This window comes from Catenulispora rubra (assembly GCF_015356825.1).
GTDB classification, from domain to species: domain Bacteria; phylum Actinomycetota; class Actinomycetes; order Streptomycetales; family Catenulisporaceae; genus Catenulispora; species Catenulispora rubra.
The window spans coordinates 22,422-28,547 of sequence record NZ_JAACYW010000140.1; the positions used below are offsets into that span (position 1 = coordinate 22,422).

Annotated in this window: 8 protein-coding genes and 1 pseudogene; 2 read left to right on the forward strand and 7 right to left on the reverse strand. The window is 71.1% G+C overall.

Going from position 1 to position 6,126, the window contains the following annotated elements; genetic code table 11:
• The first annotated feature begins 4 nt into the window (after window positions 1-4).
• Window positions 5-970, forward strand: coding sequence for an NAD-dependent epimerase/dehydratase family protein (locus GWK61_RS31360; protein ID WP_194915157.1), 966 nt, complete (start codon window positions 5-7; stop codon window positions 968-970).
• A gap of 34 nt (window positions 971-1,004) precedes the next feature.
• Here the strand turns inward: GWK61_RS31360 and GWK61_RS31365 are convergent, their stop codons facing one another.
• The gene (locus GWK61_RS31365) at window positions 1,005-1,493 is read right to left on the reverse strand and encodes a GNAT family N-acetyltransferase (protein WP_323747837.1); all 489 of its coding nucleotides are present in this window, start codon (window positions 1,491-1,493) and stop codon (window positions 1,005-1,007) included.
• Between the two features lie 182 nt (window positions 1,494-1,675).
• On the opposite strand from GWK61_RS31365, the gene GWK61_RS58775 reads away from it, so the two are divergent.
• Window positions 1,676-1,801, forward strand: coding sequence for a hypothetical protein (locus GWK61_RS58775; protein ID WP_267254398.1), 126 nt, complete (start codon window positions 1,676-1,678; stop codon window positions 1,799-1,801).
• Between the two features lie 142 nt (window positions 1,802-1,943).
• On the opposite strand, the gene GWK61_RS31370 is transcribed toward GWK61_RS58775, so the two are convergent.
• From GWK61_RS31370 to GWK61_RS60955, 6 genes and pseudogenes are all read right to left on the reverse strand, one after another.
• The gene (locus tag GWK61_RS31370) at window positions 1,944-2,327 is read right to left on the reverse strand and encodes a hypothetical protein (protein WP_194915166.1); all 384 of its coding nucleotides are present in this window, start codon (window positions 2,325-2,327) and stop codon (window positions 1,944-1,946) included.
• 101 nt (window positions 2,328-2,428) lie between these two features.
• Window positions 2,429-3,112 carry an SDR family NAD(P)-dependent oxidoreductase gene (locus tag GWK61_RS31375; RefSeq protein WP_194915176.1) on the reverse strand — a complete coding sequence of 228 codons (684 nt, stop codon included), beginning with the start codon at window positions 3,110-3,112 and terminating at the stop codon, window positions 2,429-2,431.
• Window positions 3,113-3,194: 82 nt separating this feature from the next.
• Window positions 3,195-3,989 (reverse strand): putative protein N(5)-glutamine methyltransferase, encoded by a 795-nt coding sequence (locus tag GWK61_RS31380; RefSeq protein WP_194915181.1) that lies wholly within the window; start codon window positions 3,987-3,989, stop codon window positions 3,195-3,197.
• A gap of 10 nt (window positions 3,990-3,999) precedes the next feature.
• Window positions 4,000-5,010, reverse strand: coding sequence for a tyrosine-type recombinase/integrase (locus GWK61_RS31385; RefSeq protein ID WP_194915189.1), 1,011 nt, complete (start codon window positions 5,008-5,010; stop codon window positions 4,000-4,002).
• Between the two features lie 38 nt (window positions 5,011-5,048).
• Window positions 5,049-5,459 (reverse strand): DnaJ family domain-containing protein, encoded by a 411-nt coding sequence (locus GWK61_RS31390; RefSeq protein WP_194915191.1) that lies wholly within the window; start codon window positions 5,457-5,459, stop codon window positions 5,049-5,051.
• Window positions 5,460-5,487: 28 nt separating this feature from the next.
• Window positions 5,488-5,989: pseudogene (locus GWK61_RS60955) on the reverse strand (MarR family winged helix-turn-helix transcriptional regulator).
• Window positions 5,990-6,126 lie beyond the last annotated feature (137 nt).

Genomic DNA, 6,126 nt, shown 5'->3' on the forward strand with positions numbered 1-6,126 from the left:
CGGAATGCGCATTCTGATGTTGGGCGGTACCGGATTCGTCGGACGCGCCGTGGTCGAGGACGCCCTCGCCCGCGGCCACGAGGTGACCATCTTCAGCCGCGGACGCTCCGGCGCCGCCTTGTTCCCGCAGGTCCCGCGCCTCGTCGGCGACCGGGACAGCGACGACTACTCGGCCCTGGCGAGCGGCAGCTGGGACGCGGTCGTGGACTCGTCCGGCTACGTCCCCCGCCAGGTGAACAACGCCATGGACGCCCTCGGCGACCGCGTCGGCCGCTACGTGTTCGTCTCCAGCCACGCCGTCTACCCGCGCCGGGGCGTCGCGCCCGGGTCGACCGAGGACACGCCGCGCCGCGAGCCGGTGCGCGACACCGAGGAGCTGTTCGAGGAGACATACGGCCCGCTGAAAGTGGCGTGCGAGGACGACGTCCAGGCCCGCTTCGGCGAGCACGCGAGCATCGTGCGCCTCGGCAAGGCCGCCGGTCCGCACGATCCGCAGAACGGCCTGACCTACTACGTGCGTCGCGCGACCCGCGGCGGCCGCCTCGCACTGCCAGGCCGCCCCGAGCAGCCGGTCCAGCTCATCGACGTGCGCGACTCGGCCCGCCTGATGGTCCGCCTGATCGAGGACGGCCGCGGCGGCGCCTTCAACGCGATCGGCCCGGCCACGCCGATCACCCTGGCCGACCTGATCCACACCTGCGCGCGGGTCGCCGGGACGGAGGTGGAGATCGTGCCGGTGCCGGAGCAGGACGCGCGGGGCACGTTCTTCCCGCTGATCCGCGACCCGGAGGAGTGGACCGTCATGCAGCGGGACCCGGCGCGCGCCGTGGCGGCGGGGATGCCGCAGACGCCGTTCGAGACCACGGTCGCCGACGTGCTGGCCTGGGATCGCGAGCGCGGGACGCCGGCGCTGACGTTCGGGTTCACCGAGGAGGAAGAGGCAAAGGCGCTGGCCGAGGCCGGGCACTAGCGCCTTTCAGTGCAGCCGGTTCAGTGCAGCCGGTTCAGAGTTCGAGCACGTAGCCGAGCAGGCTCCCGTCCCCCTCGATCCCGTCGGGCCGGAACCCGCACTTCTCCAGCACGCGCCGCGAGGCGCCGTTGGGCCCGGCGACGTAGGCGTGGACCGGCCGGACGGTCATCTCCCCCAGGAACAGCGCCAGCGCGGTGGTGGCGACGCCGCGGCCCCAGTGGTCGCGGCCGAACCAGTAGCCCAGCTGGCGCTGGTCCCACTGGATCCACGACGTGAGGGAGCCGGCGACCTCCCCGTCGACCACGACCGTGCGCGCCAGGATCGCCGGGTCGGCGAGGATCGCGTGCCACAGCGCGTCGTGATCGCGCCGCGCGACCGGCGTCGCCGCCGCCATGCGCGCCGCGACCGGATCTCGCTGGTACTCGAAGAACAACGGCACGTCCGCCACCCCGACCGGACGCAGCCGGATGTTGGCATACGCGCCATCCGCAGGTAAGCCCCCACTGGCCTGGGCACCACTCACCGCTCGACCTTTCGCCCGGTTTCCCACCCTCGTTCTCCCCAGCGTCGCACGGACTTCACGGAAATCGGTATCCGCAGGTGCGCAACCGATTTTTGCCTTCAATCGATTGGACTCCAGCCCTAGCGACCCCTATAATCGAAGGTATACAGCCGACGCGATCACAAGGATCCAAGGAGTCAACGATGAACTTCGCCTCGACCTACGAACTGGCCGCCGCCCACGCCCGCCTGGCCGAGCTCCACAAGCAGGCCGCCGAGGCCCGCCTCGTGCGCGCCGCCAAGAAGGAGCGCCGTCGCAAGACGGTCTGAGCCCGGACACCACCGACATCCTGTGGGGCCGCCCGATGCGGGCGGCCCCACAGGCGTGTTCGGGGACTCTGACGGGCACGAAATCACGTCGCCGATCTATCTGCGCACAGCTGCGGCACCGGCGGCAGCGCAACAGAGACCATCAGCGCCCGAAGCTACTGCCTGGACGCCCCCACCGCACGAGAGATACCGGCGATCCCCCGCGGCGGCGCGAACAGCAGGTGGTAGGGCCGGGCCCCGGGGAAGTCGGCCATCGCGAGTTGTCCGGGGCGGTACGTGCCGCCGCTGCCAGGAGCCGGTCGCGGGCCTGCTCGGCGGTGAGCGGGGCGATGCCGGTCGCGGCGTAGAGGCCGGCGCGGATCGTGTCGATGTCCGGCTCGGAGGCGCGCAGGTTCTCCTCCGTGGTCTCCAGCGGGAAGCCGTGGCCCGCCTCGTGCCAGAAGCCCAGGGCGATGAAGATGGCCAGCGCCTCGGCGAGGTCTTCGGCGATCAGCGTGCCGCAGCCCTGGCCGTCCGCGTAGAGCACCGGCCGGCGCGCCTCCTGCGGGCCGCCGACCAGGTAGTACGTGCCGCCGGTGCCGTCGGCGGCGATCGGGATCAGGGGTAGGCACGGAAATGCCCTGCCGGCTACCAGGCGATGGCCTTGCCATCCCGGAAGAACCCGCCGGTCGGCCCGCCGTCCGGCAGCGTCGCGGCCCAGACGATCCCGGCGGCGCCCTCGCTCACCGGCCGCCCGCCGGGGCCGCCCATGTCGGTGGCGACCCACCCCGGGCAGACCGCGTTGACCAGGAACCCCTCGCCGCGCAGATCGGCGGCGAGCATCCGGGTCAGGGCGTTGAGCGCAGCCTTGGTGACGCTGTACGCGGGGGTCGAGCCGCTGGTCATCTCCGTCAGCGACCCGGCGCCGCTGGAGACGTTCACGATCCGCTGATGGCTGCCGGCCCGCAGCAACGGCAGCAACCCCTGCACCAGCTGCCAGGGCCCGAACAGGTTCGCCTCGACAGCCTCGCGCACCACCGCCAGGTCGGCGCCGAGAGCGTGCTGCCACGTGTCATAGTGGATGGCGGCGTTGTTGACCAGCACGTCCAGGCGCCCGAACCGCTCCCGCAACTCCTCGGCGGCAGCCGCGATGTCGGCGGTGCTGGTGACGTCCAGCCGCAGCGGATACGCACGCTCCCCGAGCGCGGCGACGGTGTCCCGAGCGGCACCATCCTGCCGGGCGGCGATGACGACGGTGTGGCCGGCGGCGAGCAGCTGGCGCGCGGTCTCGCGGCCGAGACCCCGGTTGGCACCGGTGACGAGGGCGATCATAGGTTCCATCTCAGCAGCCGCGACGAGACCCGGCAAAGCCGCAGCGCCTCAGCCTGAACCTGATCCGCGAAGCCGCAGCGCCTCAGCTCCCTGACTCCGGCTGCCGCCCGATGACCACCGTGGCCTCCAACTCCTGGTCCTGCGCTATCCACGCCTTCAACCCAGCCTCCCCGAACGCCTCCAGCATCGGCTCAGCCTGCGCCTCACTCGTCTCGATCAGCAGGTGCCCGCGCGCCGCGAGCCAAGCCGGAGCCTCGGCCGCGACCCGCCGGTGTATGGCCAGCCCGTCAGCCCCGCCGTCCAAACTCTCCAGCGGCTCGAAAGCGCGCGCCTCGGCCGGCAGCGTGGCGATCGCCCCGGTCGGCACATACGGCGCGTTCACCACCAGCAGGTCCACGCTCCCCCGCAACCGCTCGGGCAGCGCCTGGAACAGATCGCCTTCGTGAACGCGCGACCGCCCCGCGAACGGCCCGAGATTGCGCCGCGCGTACTCCAGCTGCCCCGCGTCGATGTCGGCGGCGTGCACCTCGGCACGCGGTAATCGCGCCGCCAGCACGGTCGCGAAGGGCGCCGAACCGCAGCACATGTCCACGATCGCGCGCGCCTCCCGCCCCAGGTCCAGGGCGAGCTCGACCAGGAACTCCGAGCGCCGCCGCGGGACGAACACGCCCGGCCCGACCGCGATCCGCCGCCCGCAGAACTCGGCCCACCCGACGACATGCTCCAGCGGCTCGCCGGCGCAGCGCCGAGCCACCAGCGCCGCCAGCCGCGCGGCAGGCTCGACTTCGTCCTTCACGGCCTGCACCAGCAGCTCCGCCTCGTCCTCGGCGAACACGCATCCGGCGGCCCGCAGCCGCTCGACGACGTCCTCAGTCATGATCACGATCTCAGTCTCGCGCAAACACCCCGGACAATGCATACGCGGGCGACTTATCAAGATGTTGACGCCCGAGGTCGTAGCGCTCGGTCGTGGCCGAGTTCGCATGTCCCATATACACCTGGATGTCGCGCAAGGGAACCCCTGCGTCGAGCAACAGCGTGGTACAGGCGTGACGCAGCGAGTGCGGGCTGATCTTCTTGTCGATCCGGGCCGCCTGCGCACAGCTCTCGACGATCCACTCCACCTGGTACCGCGTCAGCCGCGCACCCTCGGCCCCGACGAACACCGGCCCGGAAGCCGGAGCGACACTGGAGTCCCCGGCACGCTCGGCCAGCCACGCGTCCAGGCACCCGGCAGCTGGCGGCGCGATCGCCTGGTCCTGCTCCTCACCGCCCTTGCGCCGCAGCCGCACGACCCGGTGCCCGCGTTGCGTGGACAGGTCCTCCACATTGATGCCGCACAGCTCCGAGACCCGAAGGCCCTGATACAGCAGGATGGCGACGACGGCCTCGTCCCGCGCGCCACGCTTCGCCGCAGCCGAGAGCATCGCCGCCGCCTCCTCACGGTCCGGGCCCAGCGTCTGCGACTTGCGCGAGACCTTGGGCAGGTGAAGCGCCTTGTCCTTGGCCGGCACCGGGTTCTTGGCGGCGTAGCCGGAGTCGACGGCGTAGGCGTAGAAGTTGCGCACGGCGCTGATCTTGCGCGCCAGGGTCGCCGGACGGGCCCGGCCGTCGTCGCCGAGGTGCACGGTCCAGGCGTCGACGTGCGCGCGGACCGCGTCGAAGGGGTCGACGTCGAACAGCGCGCACCACGCGAACCACTGCTTCAGATCGACCGCGTAGGCCGAGGCGGTGGTGGGCTTGTAGGTGAGCAGGAACAACGTCGCGACCTGCTCGGCGTTCGGGCCGGCGCCCTGCGGGCCGATCGCCGCCAGCGCGCCGGGGACCACGGACACGACGACGGCCGAGCCGGCTGAACTCGCGGAGTTCGCCGACCCAACGGAGCCAGCGGAACCCACGGAATCCACCGAGCCCGCCTCAAAACTCACCGAATCGCTCACTTCGCGTCGCGCGCCTGGCGCCACACCGCGACGGCCTCATCCGCGTCCACCCGTGGGATCACCACCGACGGCCCCGGCTGCGGCGTCCGCCGCGCGGCGTCGGAGCGCAGGTCGTAGTCCGCGATCGCAGCGCGCAACACCGCTTCGGACCCGGCGAGCCGCTCCTCGATCAGTCCTTTGCGCAGGTCCTGCGCCTCGCGCCGCAGAGCCAGCGGCAACGGCAGCGCGTGCGCGCCGACGCGTTCCTGCGCGACCTTCTGCGTGATCCACCAGTCTTCGCGGTACGGCTGGTTGTCGCCGGGCAGCGGCTTGCCGACCAAAGGGTTGTCCTCGAAGGCCCCGTCCTTCTCGGCATCGCGCACATGCTTGTCGATGCCGGAGGCGAATCGCTCGTGCCAGGTGCTCATACCCCATTATCGCAAAAGGGTTACGGGCTTATCCCAGGGAGGTGTCGCCGAGACCGGCGGCCAGGGTGCGCAGCAGGTCGGCGAGGGTGACGCGGTCGTCGCCGACCAGCGCGGCCAGCAGGCGCCGTTCGTTGGCGACGTGCAACGGCATCAGCTTGTCGATGAGTTCCAGCCCTGCGGCAGTGAGCCGGATCCGGACGCCGCGACGGTCCCCGGGGTCGCGCAGCCGCTCCACCAAACCCTTGGCCTCCATACGGTCCACGCGGTTGGTGATGGCGCCGGAGGTGACCATCGCGGTACGTAGCAGGGCGCCCGGCGACAGCTCGTACGGGGCGCCGGAGCGGCGCAGGGTCCGCCAGGACGTCGAACTCCCAGAACTCCAGGCCGTGGCCGGCGAAGAAGTCCTTCAGCTCCTTGTCCAGCAGCCGTGACAGACGACTGATGCGCCCGACGATGCCCATCGGCGTGGCGTCGAGCTCGGGTTTCTCCCGGGCCCACATCGCGATGATCGCGTCTACGGCGTCGGCCATCAAGGCGCTCCTAGTGTCCTGCGCCTGAAGTTCGTTTCAAATATTTAGCGAGTGAGTTGAGGATCTCCTCGGCCGTCTTCTTCCAGACGAACGGCCGGGGGTCCTCGTTCCATGTTGCTATCCAGGCTCTGATGTCT